Genomic DNA, 24051 nt, shown 5'->3' on the forward strand with positions numbered 1-24051 from the left:
AATCGGCGTTCTCTCGGGGCGGACTCGTGCTCACTCACCGCACGCGTGACTTCGCCGGCCATCGCCCGCGCCCGGGGCCGATGCGCGGGTCGGCCCGCGCTGCCGTCCCGTACGCGGCAGCCGCGAACGCCCCCGCCAACCCGCGATGAGCCCGAAGGGCCGGGCGGCTGCGGCCTCAGCGCTGCATGTTCCGCCCGCCACAGCTCTCCGACAGCAGCGCGTTCGCACCCGGCCTCGCAAGCCCGCCCATGCTCCGGCTCGCGCGCCGGTCGCTCACGCTGCCACGGATGCCTGCGATCCGGCGGCGGGCCTCCGCGTGCTGCTCGTTGCTCGCACAGCGCCAGTCGCCCAGGGCTCGCTTCCGGGGCGACCCTGGCTCGGCGCACGATCCTTCAGCCGAGCGTGACCTCGTGGTTACGTGGCGTGTGTGCCTCAACTCTGGCCTTGGTGCCGCCCACGAGGCCGAGGCTCGTGCACCTGACCCGTTGCTCCGTCCCGGAGCGCCTGTTGCCGGACTGGGCCTTCGTCGAACTGCTCTTTGCCCCACAACCGGGCAGCTCGCCCGCGCGCCCGGTGCGCGCGGCCTAGCGGCCCACGTGCTTGTCCCGCCGTCACGTCAGGCGTGCGCTCCCACGCACAGGTCGTCGCACGCTGTCGTTGCCCCAGACCTCATCCCGCACCGGGCCCGCCTCCAGAAACCCACCCAACTCGCCCTCGCCCCCCACCCACCCCCAAGGCCGCCACCGCGTCCCCGCTTGCCTCTCTTCGGCCGCCCCCACCCTCGCCACAAAAAACTTTCGAAGAAGTTCTGCGGACCTGTCGATCACGCGCGGCCCCGTTCGACCTACGGGTGAGAGGGTCCGGGGAGACGGGCCCGACGATCCAGGGAGACGAGCCCCATGAAGTTCATGCTGATCATGCGCGCGACCGACGAGGGTTACGCGGCGATGGGCGAGGTCGACTTCGAGACCATGCTCGAGCGGATCGGCCGGTTCAACGACGAGATGATCCGGGCCGGGGTGCTGCTGGCCGCCGAGGGGCTCGACAATGCCGCCGACGGTGTCGTGGTCGACTACGCGTCCGAGCCGCCGGTGGTCACGGACGGCCCTTACGGCGAGACCAAGGAGCTGTTCGGCGGGTTCTATATCCTCAACGTCGCCTCCAAGGAAGAAGCCGTGGAGTGGGCGAAGCGCGCCCCCTCGATCGGGGCCGGTTTCAAGGCCGAGATCCGTCGGGTGACCACGATCGACGAGTTTCCGCAGGACAACGAATGGATCAAGAAGGAGCGGGAGTGGCGCGAGGCCACGGGCCAGCTCTGAGCGGACCGGTCGCGGAGGGGCGCGCCGACCGTGAGGCCGTCGCCGCCGTATGGCGGATCGAATCGGCCCGGATCGTCGGCGCGCTCGCCCGCTACACCGGCGATTTCGCCCTGGCTGAAGACGTCGCCCAGGAGGCGCTCGCCGAGGCCTTGGTGACCTGGCCGCGCGAGGGGGTGCCCCGCAACCCCGCCGGCTGGCTGCTCGCGGTAGGCCGTCGGCGGGCGATCGACGCCTTCCGGCGCCGTGCCGCCCGCGACGAGCGGTACGCCGTCCTCGCCCGTGACTTGGGCGAGGGCGGCGCGGCCGCCGGTGCGGCACCCGCCGATCCGGCACGCGCCGGCGACGACGTGCTGTGGGATCCGGACCAGATCGACGACGACGTCCTCGCGCTGATGTTCGTGTCCTGCCATCCCGTGTTGCCGCGCGAAGCGCGGGTGGCGCTCACGCTGCGCGTGGTCGGCGGTCTGACCAGCGACGAGATCGCCCGCGGCTTCCTCGTCCCGACGGCCACCGTGCAGGCGCGGATCACCCGTGCCAAGAAGGCGCTGGGCGCGGCCGGTGTGCCGTTCCGGGTGCCCGCCGCCGACGAGCGTGCCGAACGGCTCGGTTCGGTGCTGAGCGTCGTGTACCTGATCTTCACGGAGGGGTCGTCGCCCACGTCGGGCGGCGACCTCATCCGCTTCGACCTGGCCGGCGAAGCCCAGCGTTTGGCGCGGGTGCTGAGCCGGTTGATGCCGGACGAGCCCGAAGTGCACGGCCTGCTCGCGCTGTTGGAGCTGACCGCGGCGCGTTTCCCGGCCCGCACCGGAGCGGACGGCGAGCCTGTCCTGCTCGAACACCAGGACCGGCGCCGCTGGGACCGCGCCGCCATCCGCCGCGGCCGGGCGGCGCTGACGCGGGCCGAGAAGGTCGGCCGCGGACTCGGCGCCTACGGCGTGCAGGCCGCCATCGCCGAATGCCATGCCCTCGCCCCCTCCGTGGACGACACGGACTGGGACCGCATCGTCCTGCTCTACGAAGCCCTCGGCACGTTCGCCCCCTCGCCCGTCGTCGACCTCAACCGCGCCGTGGCGGTCTCGATGGCGCAAGGGCCGGCCGCCGCGCTGCCGCTCGTCGACGCCCTCCTCGAGCGGGACGCCCTGCCGAACTCGCATCTCCTGCCGGGCGTCCGCGGCGAACTGCTCACCCGCCTCGGCCGGGCCGATGAAGCCCGCGCCGAACTCGAACGCGCCGTGCTGCTGTGCGGGAACGCCCGCGAACGTTCCGTCCTGCAACGCAAGATCGCCGCGTTGACGGATGCCGACGACAAGCCGGATCCGGATTCCGGCGCGTCGTAGCCGTCGTCGCGCCGCGGCAGGCAGACCGAATACCGGGTGTCCTGCCCCACTTTCAGCCCTTTTCAGCCCTCGACGGCCAACACCAAAGGCAGCACCTCCCCGGCTCCGGCTTGGCGAAGCAGGCGGGCCGCGACGGTCAACGTCCAGCCGCTGTCCATGCGGTCGTCGACCAGCAGGATCGGGCCGCTCGCCTCGCGCACCGCCGCTGCGGTCTCCGGCGGGAGGACGAACGCGTCGGCGAGGGCGCGGAGACGCTGGGCGCTGTTGCTGCGGGCGGGGGCGCGTTCCGCGTGCGGTGCGTACTCGATGCGGCCCAGCCAGGGCAGTCGCCCCACTTCGGCCAGCCGGGCGCCGAGGGAATCGACGAGGGTGCCGTGCGTCCGCGAGGCGATGGTCACCACACCGACCGGGCGTTGCTCCCATCCCCACGTTGCCAGCACCTGGACGACGGCGCCGAAGACGTCGTCCGGCACCGGGGCGTCGGCGGCATCCGCGGCGAGCAGCGGCCGCAGCCGGTTGCCCCAGCCGATGTCGGAGAGTCGGCCGAGGGCGCGGCCCGTTGCGGCTTGTTCGTCGGCCTTGATGCGTCCCTTGAGCGGCACGCCCGCGTCGGTCATGCCGGTGGGCCACATGCGGCGCGGCTCGATTTCCACGCCTGGTCGGCCGAGTGCCGCCCGGGCCGCGTCGAGCGATGCGGTGGCGACGTCGTCGCCGTAGCGGGCGCCTGCGCAGGTGTCGCAGCGGCCGCACGGTGCGGCTTGTTCGTCGTCGAGTTGGCGGCGCAGGAATTCCAGACGGCAGCCGTCCGTCGCGATGTAGTCGCGCATGGCCTGTTGTTCGCGGCCGCGGGCCTCGGCGACGCGGGCGTAGCGTTCGGCGTCGTAGCGCCACGGCAGGCCGGTGGAGATCCAGCCGCCCTTGACGCGCTTGGCGGCTCCGTCGACGTCGAGCACCTTGAGCATCAGTTCGAGGCGGTTGCGGCGGAGGTCGACGCGCGGTTCGAGGGCGGCGGTCGACAACGGCCGTCCGGCGTCGGCGAGGACGTCGAGGGTCCGGCGGACCTGGTCTTCGGGCGGGAACCCGAGCGAGGCGAAGTACCGCCAGATGGCTTCGTCTTCGCGGCCGGGCAGGAGCAGGACGTCGGCGCGGTCGACGGCTCGTCCCGCGCGGCCGATCTGCTGGTAGTAGGCGATGGGGGACTGGGGGGAGCCGAGGTGGACGACGAAACCCAGGTCGCCCTTGTCGAACCCCATGCCGAGGGCCGAGGTCGCGACGAGCGCTTTGACGCGGTTGGCCAGCAGGTCGGCTTCGGCCGCCTGCCGTTCGGCGTCGTCGGTGCGGCCCGAGTACGACGCGACGACGTGGCCGCGCGAGCGGAGGAACGCGGTGACTTCCTCGGCCGCGGCCACCGTCAGCGTGTAGATGATCCCGGAGCCCGGCATCTCCGGGAGATGCGTGTCGAGCCAGGCGAGGCGGTTCGCCGCGTCCGGGAGGCGCAGCACGCCCAGGGTGAGGCTTTCGCGGTCGAGCGAGCCGCGGAGCACGAGCGCGTCCTCGTCGTCGGTGCCGGTGCCGAGTTGCTCGGCGACGTCGGCGGTGACGCGGGCGTTGGCGGTCGCGGTGGTCGCGAGGACCGGCACGTCGCGCGGGAGTTCGCCCAGCAGGGTGCGGAGCCTGCGGTAGTCGGGCCGGAAGTCGTGTCCCCAGTCCGACACGCAGTGTGCTTCGTCGACGACGAGGAGCCCGCAGGCGGCGGCGAGCTTGGGCAGCACGGTGTCCCGGAAGTCGGGGTTGTTGAGCCGCTCGGGGCTGACCAGCAGCACATCGACCGCGCCGTCGGCGACCTCGGCCTGCACGGCGTCCCACTCGTCGACGTTCGCCGAGTTGATGGTCCGGGCGCGGATCCCGGCGCGCGCGGCGGAGTCGATCTGGTTGCGCATCAGTGCGAGCAGGGGGGACACGATCACCGTGGGGCCCGCGCCGCGGGCGCGCAGCAGCGATGTCGCGACGAAGTACACCGCGGACTTGCCCCACCCGGTCCGCTGCACGACCAGCACCCGGCGGCGGTCGGCGACCAGGGCCGCGACCGCCCGCCACTGGTCCTCGCGCAGCCGGGCGGTGTCGCCGGCCAGCCCGCGCAGCACGGCGTCGGCTTCGCCGCGCAGCGCGGCGAGGGGCCCGTCGGCGGCGCCGGACGCGGGGGCGCCGGACGGCGGCACGGCAGGGCGGCCGGTCTCGGATTGGGGGTCGGGGGTGGCGGTGGAACTCATGGGACCTTTGTAGTCGGTTCTCCGGACAGGCGGGCAAACCGCGCCACGAATCTGTGGAGAAACGATTCTCCATGAGGTTGCCGGGCAAAGTTGTCCACAGCCCTTGGCGCGTGGCGCGCCCGGGGCCAAGGTGGAGGACGGGGCCGCAGGTGCCGGGGAGACCATGCATGCGCTATCTCGATCTCGACGTCGACGCTCTGCCCAAGATCGGCCGCATCGGCCTCGGCACGTGGCAGTTCGGCTCCCGCCCCTGGGGCTACGGCGAGCACTACGCCGCGGTGACCGCCCGCGCCCTGGTCAGGCGCGCCGTGGAGCTGGGCGTCACGCTCTTCGACACCGCCGAGGTCTACGGCGCCGGACGCAGCGAACGGATCCTCGGCGCGGCGCTCGGCGACGACGCGGCCCGGGTCGTCGTCGCCACGAAGTTCGCCCCGGTCCTTCCCCTCGCGCGCGTCGTGCGCACCCGCGCGTACGCGAGCCGCGACCGCATCGGCGTCGACCGCATCGGCCTCTACCAGGCGCATTTCCCGAATCCGCTGTTCGGCATGGACACGGCGGTACGGGGATTCGCCGAACTTCTCGACGAGGGGGTGGTCGCGGAGGTCGGCGTCAGCAACTACGACCTGGCCCGGTGGCGCCGCGCCGAGCAGGCGCTCGGCCGTCGCGTGCTTTCCGACCAGGTCGAATTCAGCCTCGCGCACCCCGGACCGCTCGACGACCTCGTGCCGTGGGCGGAACGCAACGGGCGGATGGTCATCGCGTACAGCCCGCTCGCGCAAGGCCTGCTCGGCTGCCGCTACGACGCCTACAACCCGCCGTCGGGGTTCCGCGCCCGCGGCGCCCTGTTCCGGCCCGCGAACCTCCGGCGCGCCCGGCCGCTCCTGGAACTCCTGCAGGAAGTCGCCGCGGCGCACGACGCCACGCCGGCCCAGATCGCCCTCGCGTGGGTCCTGCACCGCGGCCCGGTCGTCGCGATCCCCGGCGCCTCCACCGTGGAGCAGCTCGAACGGAACGCGGCAGCGGCCGAGATCGACCTGGCGGCCGACGAGTACACGGCACTGACCGAGCAGGCCCTGGCCTTCCACCCCGAGCACGGCCGACTCGGCCAACTAGCGCCCCGGCCAAGCCGCCACAATCCCCGGATCGAGTGAAACGACTGTCCACAGGCCCGAGTTGTCCACAGTTCGCCGCCGACCGCGAAGTCCTCCGCCCGAATGCGTCCACGCTTGCGGCATGCGTGAAACCACTCTCGACCCGATGCCCGCCGAGACCGTCCTGCGCGTCTCGAACCCCGCCGAACTCCTGCAGGCCATTCCCTACTTGATCGGGACCACGCCCGCCGACAGCCTCGTCGTGTTCGGCGTCCGGCCGGGCCGGCGCGGCCGCGTCGCCCCCGTCCTCCGCCTCGACCTCCCGCCGCCCGAACGCTTCCGCGCCGCGGCCCGCCACCTCGTCGCCACCATCGCCCGGCACGGCTCCGCCGCACTCGGCGTCATCGTCTACATCGACCGACCCGTAGGCGGCGACCAGCGCGGCGTCGACCGCTACCGCCCGCTCTACGAAGCCGCCCTCGACCTGTGCGCCGAACACCGACTGCCGTTGTTCGAAGCTCTCTGCATCGAGCGCGGACGCTGGTGGTCCTACACCTGCACCACCGGCTGCTGCGCCTCCGAGGGCCGCGCCCTGCCCGCCGAAACCGCATCGGTCATCGCCGCCACCGCAGTTTCGGCCGGACTCCCGCCGCCGGTCCCGCAGACCGCCCTCCTGCACACCGTGCGACCGCCCGAGGGCCTCGCCCGCAAAGCCGCCGACCGCGCCTTCGCCCACGTCCGGCGCGCATTGGCCCACCGCAGCGAGGACTACGGCTCGCTCGTCGGACTGCGCACCGAATCCCTCGCGCTCCTGCACGCCGCCCGCGTCCGCTTCCGCAACGGCGACCGCGAGTTACGCCACGACGAAGCAGCCCGCCTGGTCCTCGGACTGACCGACGTCCAAGTCCGCGACCACGCCATGTCCTGGGACGACCCCGACCACCGCCCCCTGCTCGCCCTGTGGACCGCGCTGGCCCGCATGTCGCCGCCACCCGAATCCGCAGTGCCCCTGACCCTCGCCGCGTGGACCGCCTGGACGGGGGAGGAGCCCGCGATGGCCCGCGTCGCCGTCAACCGCGCCCTCGACGACAACCCCGGCTACACGATGGCCCAACTCCTGCACACCGCCATCAACAGCACCCTCAGCGCCCGCGAATCCCGCCGGGCCCTGTTCCCGGAACGCAGCCCGCGACGGCCACGGCGAGACCCCGCAACGACGACCCGAGCACGCAGCAGCCCGCGCGACAAGCCGTCGGCCGCCGCGCCGGACGACGCCAACGGCCCGGACCACGCCAGCCCACCGGACGCCCACGGCCCGGACGCCCACGGCCCGGACGCCCACGGTCCGGACACCCACGCCCCCGGCCCTCGCGCCCCGGACCCCAGCAGCACCGACCCCGAAGCCGACCCGTGCGGCAACGCCCACGACGGCAGCCCCACCGGCCGCCCTGCGGCCCCCGCCGAAACCCCGCCCCCCGAAGCCCAGCCCACGCTCGACGCCCCGGACTTCGCCGGGCCCGCACCGTCCGTGGAACAGCCATGACCGCCACGACCACACTTCCGCGGCCGACCGTGCCCGGCTCACACCCCCGAGGAACAGCCATGACCCCCACGACGACACCCTCACGGCCGGCCTTCTACGGCACGGTCACCCCGCCCACGACGCACCCCCGCACACACCCGGCGCACTCCTCGCCCCGGTCCCGGCCCGAGTACCCGGAACGGGTGGTGCTGCCCGGGCACGGCCTGGCGAATGGCTCGTGCCGCGCCGACAAGCGTGACTACGCGGCCTCCGGCGCGTTGGCCACGGAAGCGGGCGCGCGACCGCGTGTGCGCCCGGTGGTCGGCACGGGTGCGGTCCTGACCCCTCCGTGCCCGAGGCCGCGAGCGCAGGCCGACGAGGAGCAGCCACGTGACCGGGATCAGAACGCCCCACCCCCTCGCGCACGACGCCCTGATCTGCGTCGACGCCCCGGGCATGGCGATCTGTCCGCGGGACGGGCAGCTCCGCGGCCGGGGCGTCCAGGGACTGTTCCACGACGGGCGGCGCCTGCTGGCCCGTTCGGTGGTCACCATCGGCGGGGCCGAACCGGAGCCGCTGTCCTCGCACACCGTCGGTGCGGGAACGGCGCGTTTCCTCGCGATGCACCGGTTCGTCGCGGATCCGGTCCCGGACCCGGCGCTGGTCGTCGACCGGACCCGGCAGGCGGACGGCCGCGAACGCGTCGTGATCCGCAACACGACCCGACGGCGCGTCCGCGTTCCGGTCGAAATGACCCTCGGCACCGACCTCGCGCCGATAGGGGAGCTGCGGGTCGGCCGCCGCGGGCCGGATCTCGCCGCCCGGGTCTGCCCGGGTGGACTGACGTGGAGTTCCGCCGACGGCTGGGTGGTGCGTGCGGTGGCGAACCCGGCGCCGGAGACGGCGCTGGCGGCCTCCGGGATCCTGCGCTGGGACATCACCCTGCAGCCGGCCGCGTCGTGGACGGTCGAACTGCGCGTGACCGGGGCTCCGGCGCACCAGCGGGCCGGTGCGACGGCCATGCATGCGATCCCGGCGCCGCGGGCGCCGCTCGGGCCGCCGCCGTGGTCCGAAGCGCGCGTCCGCTGCGACGACTTCCGCGTCGCGGAATGGATGCGGCAGAGCCTGGTCGACCTCCGCGGCCTACTGGTCGCCGACCCGGAACACCGCACCGTGCCGATGCCCGCCGCCGGAGCCCCCTGGCAGCTGGTCCCCACCGGTCGGGACTGCCTGTGGACGGCACGCATGCTGCTGCCCCTCGGCACCCGCCTCGCCGCGGGCACGCTGCGCATGCTGGCCGACCGCCAAGGCCGCCGCGCGGATCCGCTCAGCGGCGAAGAGCCCGGCAAAATCCCGCATTCGTTGGGGCCCGGGGGCCGCGCCCCACGCTACGACTGCGTCGGTTCCACGGCGCTCTACGTGACGCTGCTGGGCGAAGCCCGCCGCTGGGGGCTCAGCGATTCGGAAACCGAGCCGCTGCTGCCGCACCTGCGCCGGGCGTTGGCCCACCTGGCGACGACGCTCGACACCCACCCGGACGGGTTCGTCCGGGTGGGCCCGGGCGGCCCGGCACCGTGCGAACTGCAAGGACAGGTCTACGAAGCCGCCGTACACGCCGCCCGGCTGCTGCGCGAATGCGGCGAGGACACGGACGCCGACGCCGCCGCATCGTCCGACGTGTGGCAGAAACGCGCCGCCGATCTCGCGGCACGCTTCCGCGACCGATTCCGCGTCGAGGACGCCGCGGGACCGTACATCGCCGCGGCCCTGGACGGCGAAGGCCGCCCGGTCGCCGTCCCCAACTCGGCGATGGGGCAACTGCCCGGCACCGGCATCCTCGACGATGCCGCGTGCGCCGATGTGGCACGGCGGCTGCTGAGCCCGGACCTGAACTGCGGGTGGGGACTGCGGGGGATCGGCGCCCGCACCCCCGGATACCACCCGCTCGCGGTGCGCGGCGGCGTCGTCCGCGCACACGAAACCTGCGTCGCCATCGCCGGCCTGGCCGACCACGGCCAAGCCGATGCCGCCTACGAACTGCTGTCGGGACTCCTGGAGGCCGTACCGCACTTTGGATACCGCATGCCCGAGATGCACGCCGGAGAACAACGCGTCCCCGGGCACGTGCCCGTCGCGCACCCGCTGGCCTGCCGTCCGCTGGCCCGCTCCGCCGCGGCGATCCTGCCCGTACTCGTCGCCCTAGCCGGCGTCCGCCCCGACGCACCACGCCGACGGATCGTGGTACGCCCCCCGGCAGCCCCGGCCGTCGGCGAACTGGAACTCGCCGACCTCCGCGTCTCGGGCGCCCCCTTCACCGTCCGCATCAACCGCCAGGGCCAGGCGGTCATCGAGGCTGCCCCGGACGGCATGCAACTGGCGATCTGACCGGACACGAATGAACACACCGCAAAACCTGGCGGAGGGGGTGGGGGGAGGGCCCTCAGACGCGGCGGCAGGTTGGGCGCCACGGGGGCAGGGCGAGAAACCCCGACGACCACCGACGACCCCGACGACCCAGCTCAGCCCAGCCGATCCCTCAAGCCTCCGGCCGCAGCATCGGCGGATTCAGCTTCTCCGCCGACCCCCGTCGGAACAGCTGTGCGGGCCGGCCGCCTTGGCGCGTCGTCGTCCCGCCGGTGGGGACGAGGAAGTCCGGTGTGCCCGTCACCTTGCGGTGGAAGTTCCGCGGGTCCAGGGCGACGCCCCAGACCGCTTCGTAGACCCGGCGCAGTTCGCCGACGGTGAATTCCTCGGGGCAGAACGCCGCCGCGAGGGACGAGTATTCGATCTTGGCGCGGGCGCGTTCCACACCGTCTTCGAGGATCTTGGTGTGGTCGAACGCCAACCGTGAGCCGTCCGACAGGTCGGCGGCCGGTGTCCAGCGCGCGCCCGCGGCGTCGCCGCCCGGGCGGGGTGTGGGGAGGTCCGGGGCGAGGACCAGGTACGCGACGCTCACCACACGCATCCGCGGATCCCGGCCCGGGTCGCCGAACGTGGCCAGCTGCTCGAGGTGCACTTCGAGCTGGTCGAGCCCGGTCTCCTCGGCGAGTTCGCGGGCGGCGGCGGCCTCCAACCCCTCGTCCGGCCGGACGAAGCCGCCTGGCAGCGCCCAATGGCCCTGGAACGGCGGCTCGCCGCGGCGGATCGTCAGCGCGTTGAGCGTGTGGTCCCGGACGGTGAGGACGACGAGGTCCACGGTGACCCCGAACGGGGGATACGGAGAGGCGTCGGAGGGCGACATGTGTCGATCCTAGTCGTCTGCCTGACGATAAACAGCCGTACGACGCAAACGACAAGATGGACTGTTCCCGCAGGTCGGGGGCGACTTCACCGGACCGGAACCGGCACCGCGACCGAGGCCGGAAACACCCCGACAACCCGGCCCAAAGCCACCCCGCACCTACGCCGCCCTCAGTCCTGTCCCCCGATATCCAGCGAGACCGAGTCGTAGGCCAGCTGCGTGTCCCGCCGTCGGTGCGAGCCCCACTGCCGGACCAGGTCGCGGATCCGCGGCCGGGCCGAATTGAGCCAGCCCGGGTCCACCGGCTCGTGGGCGGCGCCGGCGCTCAGTTCGTCGACGATGGCGCTCAGCCGCCCGTGCTCGCGCCGCAGGCGCGTCGCCGTACAGGCCAGGCGGGGATCGCTGCGCCCCACCTCGTCGTAGAGCCCGTCGGGGCCTTCCGTGGCCGCGATGTGCTCGTGGAGATCGGTGCGGAGTTGGCGGAGTCCGGACCGCAGCGTCTCGAGCCAATTGGCGCCGCTCGCCGACGAGAGGCTGTCGCGCAGCAGCGCCAGCGCGTCGGTCTTGCCCGCCGAGGCGGACGGGGTTCCTGGGACACCGGGAAACGTCGGAGCTGGATACATGGGAGCCATGCCGGCCTCCGGGCGCTCGTGGTCGGTGTCTCGATGGTCCCTCCGCCCCGCAAGCCGTGTCCAGACTTGGACGTCTCCTTTGCTATTCGGATTCTTTTTCGTATTTGGAACAGAACGCGGCATGGTTACCAAAGAATCAGTATTCGTCCATGTACGGTGCGAAATGTCCGCAGGTCCGCGGGCGCCACGGCGGCGAGGGACAGGCCAATGATCGAGGTCCAGGGACTCACCCGGAAGTACGGCGGCGCAGTCGCCGTCGACGCGCTCTCGTTCACCGTCCGCCCCGGGCAGGTCACCGCCCTCATCGGCCCCAACGGCGCCGGAAAGTCCACTGCGCTGCGCCTCATGCTGCAGCTCGAACGCGGTCGCGGAAGCACGTTCTTCGCCGGCTGCCGCTACCGCGAGCTGCGCCACCCGGCCCGCGAGGTCGGCGTGTGGCTGGGCGCCGAGCCCGCGGATCCGCGGCGCCGGGCGCGCACCGAGCTGCGGGTGGCCGCCGCCGCGCACGGGATCAAGCGGGCGCGCGTCGACGAGGTCCTCGACCTCGTCGGACTGGCGCCGGTCGCCGGGGTGCGCGTCGGCGCGCTTTCCACGGGCGCCCGCGGCCGCCTCGGGATCGCCACCGCGCTGCTCGGCGACCCGCACACCCTGATCCTCGACGAGCCGTCCGCCGGGCAGGACCCGGAGGGCGCACGCTGGCTCCGCGAGTTCCTGCGCGCGTACGTGTCGCAGGGCCGCACCGTCCTCGTCGCCGGCCACGGCCTGACCGAACTCGCCGACTGCGCCGATCACGTGCTTGCGATGTCCCGGGGCCGCCTGTGGGCCGACGAAGCGGTCGTCGACTACCGCGCCCGCGCCGAGGGGCACGAGGTGTTCGTCCGCACGCCCCAGGTCGAACGCCTCGTCGAGCTGCTGCGCGCCGAAGGGCTCGCCGTCCACGTGCACGGCGGCACGGTCCTCAGCGTGAGCGCGGACCGCGCCCGGATCGGCGAGATCGCGTTCCGCAACGGCGTGCTGCTGCACGAGCTGGCGCAGCGCGAGACCTCCGTCGCCGACGCGTTCTGCACGGTGGCGGCGCGGAACCGGGCCGCGACCGAGAGCCGGGTGCGCATCGACCAGGCCCGCCACTTCCCCCGGTCCGCGGAACGCGCCGAGCGCCGGGCCGCCCGCGAGGACGCCAAGCTGGCCAAGCGGACCAAGGCCACGGCAGACGCCTACGAACGCCTGTACGACCCGACCGCCGATGTCACCTCGCCCCCCGAAGGCGTCATCCCGGCATCCGGCGCCTCGGGGCCCGCCGACACCGACGCCTCCGTCAGCGCGATCCCCGGCCCCGCCCAGGCATCCCGCTCGTCGGACACCCGTTCGCCGCACCGCCGCCCCAAGCGCCGCCGCTGGCTGGCGCGCAACTCCGACAGCGACGCCACCGCCACCGACGACGACGCCCGCAGCCGCACCCGCTCGGACGGCGTCAACGTCTGATCCGCCACCGGGGACGGGCGCACGCACGCCCCACGCGCGCCCCCGAGCGCCGGACCGCGCACGTTCCGCCCCCGGAAGCCGACCCGGCACACCGAACTCCCAGCCGCACCACCCATCCCGCGAGGTGACCCACATGACCGCCGTCCGATACGAATGGGCCCGCCTTGCGACCGGCCGCGGTCTGTGGTGGTCCGGTCTCGGCGCGCTCGCCGTCGGCGCCGCCACCACGTGGGCCGGAGCCCGCGAACTCGACGCGATGCCGGTCCGCGCGGCCGACGCCGCCCAACTCGTCACCGCGGGCACCGTCGGCAGCACCACGCCCCTGGCCGTCCTCGTCGTCGCGTTCGCCGCGGTCCTGGCCTGCGCGCGCGAGCAGCGTGCCGCGGCTCTGCCCGCGCTGCTCATCGCGCTGCCGCACCGCACCCGCACACTCGCCGCGAAGGTCGCGGTCACCGCACTCCTGGCGGTGACCATCGCGTGCGTCGGCGTCGTCGTGAACGCGGCCGTCGCCACCGCGCGCTTCGGATCCGGCTTCCGCGAACTCGCCTGGGACCAGGCCCCGGCGCCGCGCATCCTCCTCGGCTACGCGGCATACCTCGGGCTCGCCGCCTGTCTGGGCCTAGCCGTCGGCATCGTGACCCGCGGTTCCGCGATCGCGGCTGTCGGGCTCGCCGTCTTCCCGCTGGCCCTCGAACCGCTCGCCGGCCGCGCCGCCGAACTCGCGCTCGCCGAGCCCTACCGCGACGCGGTCCGCTACCTGCCGTTCCACGCCGCCGACCGCATGCTGTCCGTCGGCGACCCGGCCACCGGCCTCAGCCCCGGCACCGGCGCCCTCACGTTCGCCTGCTGGACCGCAGCCGGGCTCCTCACCGCCGCCATCGTCTTCGCCCGCCGCGAAGCCTGACGCCGCGACGCCCGACACCGCAACGCCTGACGCCGCAACGCCTGACGCCGCGAGGCCCGACGCCGAGCGGCGGACAACGCACGCCGCACACCGGATCCTCGGGCAGCCCCGGCGGCCCCCGGTACACCCCGCGCCGCGCGACGCGCACTGACGCCCGTGACCCCCGCCCCGGCCACACCTCAACCCGCCACGCCCGCCGGATCGACCGCGCCGCCCCGACAAACCGCCCCGCCCCGACAAACCGCCCCGCCCCGACACACCGCCCCGGGTCCGTTGCGCGGCCGCGTCCGCGCTCCTACCCAACCCCCGCCCCCCTCCCCGGCAACTTTCGCCAATACCCCTATCAATCACCAACACCCATAAAACTCCACAAAAAACTCCTTTCATCCCAAGGGCCTCCCCCGTGCGGGGGACAACTCCGCAAGGCCGATCACCCTTTCGTGTTTTTTTCAGCCGGGATCGGCGGAACGGCTCAAGACCGGCGCGCCGCACGCCGAGATGAAGGAGCGTGAGTATCGCTCCCCATCACTCCCTGCCCGCCGTGGGCACGGCGCCGACCGTGCCATCGCCCGACGCCTACCGTGTCTCCCCCGCGGACCTACCGATGCCCGCCTCCGAGTCCGCCGCCCCGCGCTACCCCTGGGACTCCCCGGACATCGACCCGATGCGCGGCGTCCGCAAGCCGGGCGGTCCGCGCGGTCGCGGTCTGCACGGCCAACTCGTCCAGCAGCTCGGCCAGATGATCGTGGCCGGCGAAGTCGGCTACGAACGCCCCCTGGTGCCCGAGGAGATCGGCCAGCGCTTCGAGGTGTCGCGCACCGTCGTCCGCGAGTCGCTGCGCGTTCTGGAAGCCAAGGGCCTGGTCAGCGCCCGTCCGAACGTCGGCACCCGGGTCCGCCCGGTCGCCGACTGGAACCTCCTCGACCCCGACATCATCGAATGGCGCGCCAGCGGCCCGCAGCGCGACGCGATGCGCCGTGAGCTGTTCGAACTTCGCTGGGGTATCGAGCCGTTGGCCGCGCACATGGCGGCCTGCCGCAACCACCCCGACGTGGTGCGGCGGCTCGCCGAGATCGTCGTGATCATGCAGCACGCGGTCGCCGAGCCCGACCCGGCGAGCTTCACGCGCGCCGACGCCGAGTTCCACGTCCTGCTGCTCCAGGTCGCGGGCAACCGGCTGCTCGAGCACCTGTCCGGTGCCGTGGCCTCCGCGCTCCAGATGTCCGGCGGGCACGCGGCCGGATGCGAACACCTGTCGGAGTCCTCGGTGGCGCTGCACGCCCGGCTCGTCGACGCGGTCGCCGCGGGCGACGGCGACGGCGCCGCGTCCGCGATGCGGTCGCTGCTGGCCGTCCACCCCGAGGTGGAACGCCTGTTCCCGGCGCCGCGCGAAGGCTGACCGCGCCGACCGGGCCGCGGCCGTCCGCCCGAGCGGCCGGCCGCGCCGTTCCCGCACAGGAACCGACGGCCACCACCGACGACCAGGACTGACGGATCGTCAATCGGCGCGCGTCGGCGGCACGTTGAGCGGGTACCGGATCAAGTACCCGGCAACGACGCCGCCGGCGCCGGCCGCCCGACCGGCACCGCAACCCGACGCACGCACCCCCGACGCCCCCCGAGGCACTGCCGACACACACCAGGCGCACGCCCGGCGCGCGCCAGGGGAGCACGGTGGCACGCAGAGAGTCCCGGCAATCACTCCCGGTGAGGCGCCAGACGTGATTACCCTCGATGTCTGACGCGTATTCGGACCGGTCCACCCCCGGTTGGGCGGGCCGAGGCGACAGGTGGGGAAGACGGCATTGACCGACGACACGGTGCGGGACGGCCCGTCCGCAGCCGCCGAGGTGTTCGACACCGCCGTGCTCGACGCGCTCGGCGGCGAGTCCGCGGTGGCGTTCGCCCTCTACGGCAAAGACCTCCGGTACCTGCGCATCAGCGACGCCCTCGCCCGGCTCAACCGGCGCCCCGCGGCCGAGCATCTCGGCCGCCGTCCCTCCGAGTTGCTGCCGCACGGACTCGCCCGCGAGATCGAGAAGACCGTCGCGCTGGTGTTCGCCCACGGAGCCCCGTACGCGGACACGGACTTCGTGCTGTCCCCGCCCGACTGGTACGACACCCGGCACCACGAAGCCCGCTGGGTCCCGGTCCACGGCCACGACGGCGGCGTGGCCGCCGTCCTCGCGATCGTTTCCGACGTCACCGAGAACCGGCACCGCGAAGAACTCCTGCGCTCCAGCCAATGGCGCACCTCCCGCCTCCAGTTGATGACCGCGCGCCTCGCCGGCGCGCTCACCGTCGCCGAAGTCGAGGCCGCCGTCGCCGAACTCGGCCGCAGCATCGACGCGCGCCACAGCGAGCTCCGCCTGCTCGACGGCGCCGCCCCGGTGTTCCCGTGGCCGAACGTGCCCACGCCGCGCTCGTCCCGCCGCCGCCGCGTCCTCCCGCAGGACTGGCCGCCCGCGCTGCTGACCGCGGTCCGCGACGGCACCCCGCTCTACCTCGGCCGCACACCGGCCGCGACACCCCCGGGCGACCCGTTACCGGCCGCCACCGAGGCCGACACCGAACCCGACGCCAAACCCGACGCCACACCCGACACGGAGCAGCAGCCGTCCGCCGCTCTCCCCGGCATGCGGCCCCGCCCCGACGCGCCGCAGTCCGGCGAAGCCGCGTCCGTCGTGCTGCCCCTGCTCGGCTCCGGCGCCCCGATGGGCGCGCTACGCTTCACGTTCCGCGAGGCGCGGGTCTTCGGCCCGGACGACCGGGTGTTCCTGGAGGCCTTCGCGGGCCAGTGCGCGCTCGCCGTGGAACGCTCGCGGCTGTACGAGCGCGAGCACCGCACCGCCGTCGCCCTCCAGCGCAGCCTCCTCCCGGACCGCCTGCCGGAGGTCCCGGGCGTCGAGTTCGATTACCGCTACCTGCCCGGCGCCCCCGACTTCGAGGTCGGCGGCGACTGGTACGACGTCTTCAAGCTCCTGGACGGCCGCATCGCGATCGTCGTAGGCGACGTGATCGGCAAGGGCTTGACCGCGGCCGCCGGCATGGGCCGGGTCCGTGCCGCGCTGCGTGCCCTCGCCTTCACCGACCCCGATCCGGTCGCGGTGCTCACCGGCCTCGACCGGCTGTTCACCGCCACCGAGGACGACGAATCCCTGACCACGCTCATCTACGGCGTGATCGACCCGGCCACCGGCGTCTTCGACCTCGCGGACGCCGGCCACCTGCCGGTGCTGATCGTCTCGGCGGACGGCAAAGCCAAGCTCGCCGACGCGGGCCCGGCGTCCACCCCGCTGGGCGTCGTCGAGCCGCGTACCAAGCACACGATGCAGCTGGACCCCGGCGACATCCTGGTCGGTTTCTCCGACGGGCTGATCGAGAACCGGTCCCGCGGCATCACCCAGGGCCTCGACCTGCTGCTCGAAGTCGCCCGCACCGCGAGTACCCGGGGCGACACCCGGAGCGACAGCCGGGGAGGCGCACCGGGAAACCCGCAAGGCGGCACCCGGGCGACGAGGCCGGGGGAGAAACGCGGGGACGACCCGAGGGGAGAGAAGGGCGAGAGGGGGGAATGGGGTCTGGAAAAACTGCTGTCGAGCATCCTGGAACGCCTGCTCGACGGTCAGGACCGGGACGACGACGTCACGATCCTCGGAGTCCGCATCGCCGAGCCTCCGCGGTGAAGTGCCCGGCAGTGCCGACGCACCGGACGGGGCCCCGGCCGATCCAACCCGATCGGCGGTACGGCTCCGGACGGGCTCCGCGACGGCGGGTGTGACGCCCGCCACCGAGGGGATGCGTAACACTTCTGCGCCCAGTCCGATGAGTACGAAGGTGGCAGCCTTTCAGGAATACCCGCGCGTGCCCGGCTGCTGTGTTGCTATGTAGTTGCTCCGGCGTCTGCCAGGAGCTGCCGTAGTACCGCAGCAGGGCTGCGCGACCGGGCGTCCTGTGCCTCTGCCCCCGCCTGTGTGTCGTTTGCCAGGCGGCGAGCGACTCGATCATGTCGAACGCCGTCCAGATCCGTCGAGAGGTTGTTTGTGTCGGCCAGCACATCCCGTTCGCTTCCCCCGGAGATCGCCGATTTCGTCAACGTGAAGGCGTTGATCGAACGGGGTGAGGCTCAGGGGTCCATCGCCAGCGACGAGATTCGCCAGGCGTTCGAGGCCGACCAGATCCCGGCCACCCAGTGGAAGAACGTCCTACGCAGCCTCAACCAGGTCCTTGACCAGGAGGGTGTGGACATCGTGGTAAATGCCGCCGATTCAGCGGCCCCCAAGCGCACCCGTAAGAGCGTGGCGGCGAAGAGCACCGCCAAGCGCACCTCCACGAAGACCGTCGTGTCCGGCACCGCGGCCCGCGCGGCAGCCCCGGCCGCAGCCGCGCCCGCCGCGGCCGAGGCCGAGGCGGCCGAGCAGCCGAAGGCTGCCGCGAAGACGGCGGCCAAGAAGACGGCGGCCAAGTCGGCCGCCGGCGCCCCGGCCAAGAAGGCCGCGGCGAAGAAGACCGCGGCCAAGAAGGCCACCGCGGGCAAGGGCGAGGGCGATTCGGAGCTGGACGCCGAGGAGCTGACGGACGAGCCGGAGATCGCGATCGAGCCCGGCGCCGCCGCCGAGCCCGAGGACGAGAACCAGGGCTTCGTCCTGTCCGACGACGACGAGGACGACGCGCCGGCCCAGCAGGTCGCCGTCGCGGGCGCCACCGCCGACCCGGTCAAGGACTACCTGAAGCAGATCGGCAAGGTCCCGCTGCTCAACGCGGAGCAGGAGGTCGAACTCGCCAAGCGCATCGAGGCCGGCCTGTTCGCCGAGGACAAGCTGAACTCCGGCGAGAAGCTCGCCCCGAAGCTCAAGATCGAGCTGGAGATCATCGCCGAGGACGGGCGCCGCGCCAAGAACCACCTGCTGGAGGCCAACCTCCGTCTCGTGGTCTCGCTGGCCAAGCGCTACACCGGCCGCGGCATGCTGTTCCTGGACCTGATCCAGGAGGGCAACCTCGGTCTGATCCGCGCGGTCGAGAAGTTCGACTACACCAAGGGCTACAAGTTCTCCACGTACGCCACGTGGTGGATCCGGCAGGCCATCACCCGAGCGATGGCCGACCAAGCCCGCACCATCCGCATTCCGGTGCACATGGTCGAGGTCATCAACAAGCTCGCCCGCGTGCAGCGCCAGATGCTCCAGGACCTGGGCCGCGAGCCCACCCCGGAGGAGCTGGCCAAGGAACTCGACATGACCCCCGAGAAGGTCATCGAGGTCCAGAAGTACGGCCGCGAGCCGATTTCGCTGCACACCCCGCTCGGCGAGGACGGCGACAGCGAGTTCGGCGACCTGATCGAGGACTCGGAGGCGGTCGTCCCCGCCGACGCGGTCAGCTTCACGCTCCTCCAGGAGCAGCTGCACTCGGTCCTCGACACGCTGTCCGAGCGCGAAGCGGGCGTCGTGTCGATGCGGTTCGGCCTCACCGACGGCCAGCCGAAGACCCTCGACGAGATCGGCAAGGTGTACGGGGTCACCCGTGAGCGCATCCGCCAGATCGAGTCGAAGACCATGTCGAAGCTGCGTCACCCGTCGCGGTCCCAGGTGCTGCGCGACTACCTGGACTGACCGGCGGCGACCTGGCGGAACCGGCCCGGCTTCCGGGCCGGAACGGCACACGGCGCATCCCGGAGCCCGGCGGCTTTTGCCGCCGGGCTCCGGCGCGTTCTCCGGCCCGTTCCGGACCCCGAGCGGGGGTTCACTCGTCCGGGCGATGCCTCTCGGCCCCGGTTGCAGGGCCGCTCCGATCGACGTTCCCTGAAGGTAATCGATTCAGGACTGAGCGTAGTCGCTGAGGACGGGCATGGAGGACGCAGTGGCGATGACGGGGCTGGGAGCTTGCCCGGAGCCGGACGGCAGCGGGCACGACACGGGCACAAGCAGCGCAAACGGAACAAGCAGCACAAGCAGTACAAGCAGCACAAGCGGCGCGGTCGGCGCACGGGAAGCGGCCGGAGCGGCGGCGGAATCGGGTACGGCGGCACCGCGCGAGCGTGTGCGCTACGCGGCGCGCACCGCCCGCGGGAACGACGCGGGTCCGCCGCGGCGGCTGCCCAGCGGCGGTCCGCCCCCGGGGCGGGCGCACGGCACCGCGTGGGGGGTGCGCCGGGCGGGGGCCGCGTTCACCGCGGCGCTCCTGGCGGTCGCCGCGACAGCGGCCTGGCACACCTCCGCGGGCGCGGCCGAAGAGGCGCCCCAGGGGCCGCCCAGGGTCGTCATCGGGGGTTCTCCGGCGGACGCCACGGCCAATCCGTGGATGGTCGCGCTGTCCAGCCGGTCGATGTACGGCTCGTCGCGGTCCGGCCAGTTCTGCGGCGGCACGCTGATCGCGCCGACGAAGGTGCTCACGGCGGCGCACTGCATGGTCGAGCCGGACGGTTCGCTGACCCAGCGCCCCGACCTCAAGGTGATCCAGGGCCGCACCGACCTGCGGACCACGGCGGGCCACGAGGTCGCCGTGACGGACGTGCACGTGAACCCGTCGTTCGACATGGCGCGCGTGGACAAGGACTGGGCGGTGCTCACCCTCGCCGAGCCGCTGGACGCCGCCGCGCTGCCGATGGTGAAGCAGGGCGAGGACGTGTACGCCGCGGACACGCCCGCGACGGTGCTCGGCTACGGCGACACGACCGGCAACGGCGACTACTCGCCGGTGCTGCGGACCGTGACCGTCCCGGTCACCTCGGACGCCGCATGCCGCTCCGCCTACCCGGGCGGGGTGTACGGGACGTACGTGGCCGCGGACATGGTCTGCGCCGGCCTCACCCAGGGCGGCAAGGACGCGTGCAGCGCGGACAGCGGCGGCCCCCTGCTGATCGACGGCCGGCTCGCCGGGATCGTGTCGTGGGGCGACGGCTGCGCGCTGCCGAAGAAGCCCGGCGTCTACACCCGGGTGGCCGCCTTCGCGGCGGACATCCGGACGGCCGCCGGGATGTGATCCATATCACCGTGCGCGTGGCCCCTTCCGGGCCCCGCGCGGTGCCCGGTGAGACCTCGGTCGACCCCTGGAGAGCCCCCGGAAAGACCACGGTGGCGGCCACCGTCGGGTGGCCGCCACCGCTGCGATCCTTCGGGGTTCTTCAGGAAACGCACCTACCGGGTCTCGTCGGGTTGTCGAAGGGGTGTGGGTCCGAGCGAACTCAGCGCTCGTCCTCCGACGCGTTGGCCGGAGTTGCCGTCAAGCGGTCGGTCTCGTCCTGTATCTCGACGGCGACCTTGCGCAGTTCGGGCTCGAACTTGCGTGCGTGATGAGCGCAGAACAGCAGCTCTCCGCCGCTGGCAAGAACGACCCGGAGGTATGCCTGTGCGCCGCACCGGTCACAACGGTCGGCGGCCGTCAACGGACTGGCGGGAGTCAGAACCGAATTCACGTCGCCTCTTCTCTACTCGACGAGGACTGCCTTCGATGTTCACAACATCAAACCAGCCTCGAACGTTCCCGGGGGTGATCGTGTCATGTTCGACCCCGGTTGGGCACACCCCATTTTCTCAGAGTTCTTGCCCTGATCCTTCCGTGATGTGCGTCTCTGTTGTGTCTCTGTGCATAAGGACGTGCCCAGTGGCCGGGCGGTTCATGCCCTCAGCCGAATGGGTGTCGAACAAAAATTCGAGTTGCGGGTAGGCTGGAGCGGCGAGCCGCCGCCGGACGGTCACCCCGCACCGGTAGCCTTGCGTCGGCGCCGCGCAGGTGATCACCGCGGAGGGGCCCGCGCCCGCGGCCCGCGGTGAGCGCGTACCGGCCCCACGAGACCACCCGGACCCTGTCGGAACCTTCGGCGCGGCCCGGCGCCCATCCATCGGACCTGTGCGCCGGATTTCCGGCGCACCCGACGACTCAGGGGAGTTGCCCCGCGTGACCGCCCAGACGACTGCGCAGTCGACCGCGCTGCTGGCGGGCGAGCCCGACCACTCCAACTACACGGCACGGCACCTGCTGGTCCTCGAAGGACTGGACGCGGTGCGCAAGCGGCCCGGCATGTACATCGGCTCGACCGACAGCCGCGGCCTCATGCACTGCCTGTGGGAGATCATCGACAACTCGGTCGACGAGGCGCTCGCCGGCTACGGGACCCGCATCGACGTGGTCCTTCACGACGACGGATCGGTCGAAGTCATCGACAACGGGCGGGGTATCCCGGTCGACGTCGAGCCGAAGACCGGACTCTCCGGCGTCGAGGTCGTGATGACAAAACTGCACGCCGGCGGCAAGTTCGGCGGCGGATCCTATGCGGCTTCCGGCGGCCTTCACGGCGTCGGCGCCTCGGTGGTCAACGCGCTCTCCGCGCGCTTGGACGTCGAGGTGGACCGGGCCGGCTCGACACATGCCGTGAGCTTCCGCCGGGGCACGCCCGGCGAGTTCGCGGGCGCCGGACCGGATGCGAAATTCGCCCCCGGCGGCGGCCTCCGCAAGACCAAGAAGGTGCCGCGCAGCCGCTCCGGTACGCGCGTGCGCTACTGGGCGGACCGGCAAATCTTCCTCAAGGACGCCCGCCTCGACGTCGAACTGCTGCACAATCGCGCGCGCCAAACGGCTTTTCTGGTGCCCGGACTCACCCTCGTTGTTCGCGATGAGCGTAATCCGGAAGCGGTCGACGAGCAGACATTCCACTTCTCCGGCGGCATCAGCGAGTTCTGTGAATTCCTGGCGCCCGACCGGCCGATTTGCGACGTTATCCGCATCAGCGGAGAGGGCACGTTCAAGGAGACCGTCCCGGTCCTCGACGACCACGGTCACATGGTGCCCACCGAAGTGCAGCGCGAACTCGGCGTCGACGTGGCGATGCGCTGGGGCACCGGGTACGACACGGTGGCCCGGTCGTTCGTCAACATCATCGCCACGCCCAAGGGCGGCACCCACGTCGCCGGCTTCGAACAGGCGCTGCGCAAGACCGTCAACGACGCGCTGCGGAGCGCGAAGCTGCTGCGGGTGTCCGAGGACGACATCACCAAGGACGACGCGCTGGAAGGCCTGACCGCGGTGGTGACCGTGCGTCTGGCCGAGCCGCAGTTCGAGGGGCAGACCAAGGAGGTGCTGGGCACCTCGGCGGCGGCCCGGATCGTGCAGAACGTGGTGTCGCGCGAGCTGAAGGCGTTCCTGGGCGCCGCCAACAAGGCGCACAAGGCGCAGGCGCGTGCGGTGCTGGACAAGGTCGTCTCGGCGGCCCGGACGCGCATCGCCGCGCGCCAGCACAAGGACGCGCAGCGCCGGAAGACCGCGTTGGAGACGTCGGCGCTGCCCGCGAAGCTGGCCGATTGCCGCAGCGACGACGTGGGGCGCAGCGAGCTGTTCATCGTCGAGGGCGACAGTGCGCTCGGCACGGCGAAGCTGGCGCGCGACTCGGAGTACCAGGCGCTGCTGCCGATCCGCGGCAAGATCCTGAACGTCCAGAAGGCCTCGGTCTCGGACATGCTCAAGAACACCGAGTGTGCCGCGATCATCCAGGTCATAGGGGCGGGTTCGGGCCGGACGTTCGACATCGACCAGGCCCGCTACGGCAAGATCATCTTCATGGCGGACGCGGACGTCGACGGTTCGCACATCCGCACGCTGCTGCTGACCCTGTTCCAGCGGTACATGCGGCCGATGATCGAGGCGGGCCGGGTGTTCGCGGCGGTGCCGCCGCTGCACCGGATCGAGTTGTCGAACCCGCGCAAGGGCCAGGAGAAGTACCACTACACCTACTCCGACAACGAGATGAAGCAGACCCTGCTGGAGTTCCAGCGCAAGGGGACCCGCTACAAGGAGCCGATCCAGCGGTACAAGGGTCTCGGCGAGATGGACGCGGACCAGCTGGCGGAGACCACGATGGACCCGCGGCGGCGCATGCTGCGGCGGATCAACCTGGCCGATCTGGAGGCCGCCGAGCGGGTGTTCGACCTGCTCATGGGCAACGAGGTCGCGCCGCGCAAGGAGTTCATCACGAACTCGGCGACGTTGTTGGACCGTTCGCGTATCGACACCTGACGCGGCGGCCGCCGCGGCGGCGCGGGACGTACCAAGGAGGGCCCGGGACCGGTCGGTTCCGGGCCCTCCCGCATGTCCGCGGCTCGAACTTCCCCGTTTCGGCGCGGTTTTCATCCCTTCGTGTGAATAGCCGGAGCGCGTCCCCGTGTGCGGCGGGTCGGCTCACCATGCTGAGACCGGTCCGCCCGCATTTTCCCCGAGTGATCCCCCGCGATCCCGTGCCGTTCGGGAGGCGGATCCGGCGGCGG

General features: G+C 72.5%; 16 protein-coding genes. 12 read left to right on the plus strand and 4 right to left on the minus strand.

Annotated elements, in window-relative coordinates; genetic code table 11:
* The first annotated feature begins 899 nt into the window (after positions 1 to 899).
* Both ACPA54_RS32905 and ACPA54_RS32910 read left to right on the plus strand, forming a co-directional pair.
* Positions 900 to 1319 carry a YciI family protein gene (locus ACPA54_RS32905; RefSeq protein WP_345675401.1) on the plus strand — a complete coding sequence of 140 codons (420 nt, stop codon included), beginning with the start codon at positions 900 to 902 and terminating at the stop codon, positions 1317 to 1319.
* Complete coding sequence (locus ACPA54_RS32910; protein WP_423535302.1) at positions 1292 to 2656, plus strand: RNA polymerase sigma factor; 1365 nt, start codon at positions 1292 to 1294, stop codon at positions 2654 to 2656. The genes ACPA54_RS32905 and ACPA54_RS32910 overlap by 28 nt, the downstream gene beginning before the upstream one ends.
* Positions 2657 to 2718: 62 nt before the next feature.
* Here ACPA54_RS32910 and ACPA54_RS32915 read toward each other — a convergent pair whose 3' ends face one another.
* Positions 2719 to 4926, minus strand: a complete 2208-nt coding sequence (locus ACPA54_RS32915) for a RecQ family ATP-dependent DNA helicase (RefSeq protein WP_423535304.1) — start codon at positions 4924 to 4926, stop codon at positions 2719 to 2721.
* 167 nt (positions 4927 to 5093) lie between these two features.
* Here ACPA54_RS32915 and ACPA54_RS32920 point away from each other — a divergent pair, with 167 nt between their 5' ends.
* The 3 genes from ACPA54_RS32920 (at position 5094) to ACPA54_RS32930 (ending at position 9924) form a co-directional block, all read left to right on the plus strand.
* On the plus strand, positions 5094 to 6077 hold the full coding sequence (locus ACPA54_RS32920; protein WP_423535306.1) for an aldo/keto reductase: 984 nt from the start codon (positions 5094 to 5096) through the stop codon (positions 6075 to 6077).
* Between the two features lie 82 nt (positions 6078 to 6159).
* Positions 6160 to 7560: a DUF4192 domain-containing protein gene (locus ACPA54_RS32925; RefSeq protein WP_423535308.1), complete on the plus strand. Its 1401-nt coding sequence runs from the start codon at positions 6160 to 6162 to the stop codon at positions 7558 to 7560.
* 369 nt (positions 7561 to 7929) lie between these two features.
* Positions 7930 to 9924 (plus strand): glycogen debranching N-terminal domain-containing protein, encoded by a 1995-nt coding sequence (locus ACPA54_RS32930; protein WP_423535310.1) that lies wholly within the window; start codon positions 7930 to 7932, stop codon positions 9922 to 9924.
* 151 nt (positions 9925 to 10075) lie between these two features.
* Here ACPA54_RS32930 and ACPA54_RS32935 read toward each other — a convergent pair whose 3' ends face one another.
* Positions 10076 to 10780 (minus strand): NUDIX hydrolase, encoded by a 705-nt coding sequence (locus ACPA54_RS32935; RefSeq protein ID WP_423535311.1) that lies wholly within the window; start codon positions 10778 to 10780, stop codon positions 10076 to 10078.
* A gap of 170 nt (positions 10781 to 10950) precedes the next feature.
* Positions 10951 to 11412: a hypothetical protein gene (locus ACPA54_RS32940; RefSeq protein WP_423535313.1), complete on the minus strand. Its 462-nt coding sequence runs from the start codon at positions 11410 to 11412 to the stop codon at positions 10951 to 10953.
* 207 nt (positions 11413 to 11619) lie between these two features.
* On the opposite strand from ACPA54_RS32940, the gene ACPA54_RS32945 reads away from it, so the two are divergent.
* The 6 genes from ACPA54_RS32945 to ACPA54_RS32970 all read left to right on the plus strand — a co-directional run bounded on the left by ACPA54_RS32945 (position 11620) and on the right by ACPA54_RS32970 (position 20776).
* A complete protein-coding gene (locus tag ACPA54_RS32945) occupies positions 11620 to 12894 on the plus strand; it encodes an ABC transporter ATP-binding protein (protein ID WP_423535315.1) in 1275 nt (424 codons plus the stop codon).
* Positions 12895 to 13027: 133 nt separating this feature from the next.
* Positions 13028 to 13798 carry an ABC transporter permease gene (locus ACPA54_RS32950; protein WP_423535317.1) on the plus strand — a complete coding sequence of 257 codons (771 nt, stop codon included), beginning with the start codon at positions 13028 to 13030 and terminating at the stop codon, positions 13796 to 13798.
* 604 nt (positions 13799 to 14402) lie between these two features.
* Positions 14403 to 15197 (plus strand): FadR/GntR family transcriptional regulator, encoded by a 795-nt coding sequence (locus tag ACPA54_RS32955; protein ID WP_423535319.1) that lies wholly within the window; start codon positions 14403 to 14405, stop codon positions 15195 to 15197.
* Positions 15198 to 15603: 406 nt separating this feature from the next.
* Positions 15604 to 17484: a SpoIIE family protein phosphatase gene (locus ACPA54_RS32960; RefSeq protein ID WP_423535321.1), complete on the plus strand. Its 1881-nt coding sequence runs from the start codon at positions 15604 to 15606 to the stop codon at positions 17482 to 17484.
* Positions 17485 to 17835: 351 nt separating this feature from the next.
* Positions 17836 to 19407: an RNA polymerase sigma factor gene (locus ACPA54_RS32965; RefSeq protein WP_423535323.1), complete on the plus strand. Its 1572-nt coding sequence runs from the start codon at positions 17836 to 17838 to the stop codon at positions 19405 to 19407.
* A 427-nt stretch (positions 19408 to 19834) separates the two neighbouring features.
* Positions 19835 to 20776, plus strand: a complete 942-nt coding sequence (locus tag ACPA54_RS32970) for a S1 family peptidase (protein ID WP_423535325.1) — start codon at positions 19835 to 19837, stop codon at positions 20774 to 20776.
* 202 nt (positions 20777 to 20978) lie between these two features.
* Here the strand turns inward: ACPA54_RS32970 and ACPA54_RS32975 are convergent, their stop codons facing one another.
* Complete coding sequence (locus ACPA54_RS32975) at positions 20979 to 21209, minus strand: DUF7455 domain-containing protein (RefSeq protein ID WP_345675387.1); 231 nt, start codon at positions 21207 to 21209, stop codon at positions 20979 to 20981.
* 482 nt (positions 21210 to 21691) lie between these two features.
* Between ACPA54_RS32975 and ACPA54_RS32980 the strand changes: the two genes are divergently transcribed.
* Complete coding sequence (locus tag ACPA54_RS32980) at positions 21692 to 23803, plus strand: DNA gyrase/topoisomerase IV subunit B (protein ID WP_423535326.1); 2112 nt, start codon at positions 21692 to 21694, stop codon at positions 23801 to 23803.
* The last annotated feature ends 248 nt before the right edge of the window (positions 23804 to 24051 follow it).

This window comes from Uniformispora flossi (assembly GCF_049534875.1).
Classification (GTDB): domain Bacteria; phylum Actinomycetota; class Actinomycetes; order Streptomycetales; family Streptomycetaceae; genus Yinghuangia; species Yinghuangia aomiensis.

Bases quoted from the DNA above. Each gene is read 5' to 3' on its own strand.
- ACPA54_RS32955 (WP_423535319.1), top strand. From the start codon at position 14,403: ATGCCCGCCTCCGAGTCCGCCGCCCCGCGCTACCCCTGGGACTCCCCG.
- ACPA54_RS32915 (WP_423535304.1), bottom strand. From the start codon at position 4,926: ATGAGTTCCACCGCCACCCCCGACCCCCAATCCGAGACCGGCCGCCCT.
- ACPA54_RS32905 (WP_345675401.1), top strand. From the start codon at position 900: ATGAAGTTCATGCTGATCATGCGCGCGACCGACGAGGGTTACGCGGCG.
- ACPA54_RS32935 (WP_423535311.1), bottom strand. From the start codon at position 10,780: ATGTCGCCCTCCGACGCCTCTCCGTATCCCCCGTTCGGGGTCACCGTG.
- ACPA54_RS32950 (WP_423535317.1), top strand. From the start codon at position 13,028: ATGACCGCCGTCCGATACGAATGGGCCCGCCTTGCGACCGGCCGCGGT.
- ACPA54_RS32920 (WP_423535306.1), top strand. From the start codon at position 5,094: ATGCGCTATCTCGATCTCGACGTCGACGCTCTGCCCAAGATCGGCCGC.
- ACPA54_RS32940 (WP_423535313.1), bottom strand. From the start codon at position 11,412: ATGGCTCCCATGTATCCAGCTCCGACGTTTCCCGGTGTCCCAGGAACC.
- ACPA54_RS32925 (WP_423535308.1), top strand. From the start codon at position 6,160: ATGCGTGAAACCACTCTCGACCCGATGCCCGCCGAGACCGTCCTGCGC.
- ACPA54_RS32945 (WP_423535315.1), top strand. From the start codon at position 11,620: ATGATCGAGGTCCAGGGACTCACCCGGAAGTACGGCGGCGCAGTCGCC.